The sequence below is a fragment of the Vallitalea sediminicola genome (genome assembly GCF_054408565.1).
In genome coordinates this window covers 1-211 of record NZ_BTPT01000276.1, presented here as the reverse complement: position 1 = coordinate 211, position 211 = coordinate 1, and the positions used below count along the sequence as shown (strand labels likewise).

The window sequence follows — 211 nt, the reverse complement described above, 5'->3', positions numbered from 1 at the left end:
AACACGTTGATTTAGATAGTTTGAAGTTTCCGGTATTGCTCGTGCAAGAATATGGTTTATCTGCCTTTCGCTTTGCCGCTATCGCAAGCTTAGCGATAGAGGAGTTACCTAGTTGTCATCTTCAAACAGATAGTCAAGTGGTTGCCATTACTCAGCACGAAAATACCTTAGGTTGGCAAGTATCGACTCAAACATTATCTCCACACCAGCA

1 protein-coding gene is annotated in these 211 nt (G+C 42.2%); it reads left to right on the top strand.

The window, feature by feature from the left end:
* On the top strand, positions 1-211 hold a 211-nt coding region (locus ACX6CF_RS26730; protein ID WP_458788417.1), incomplete at both ends, for a hypothetical protein.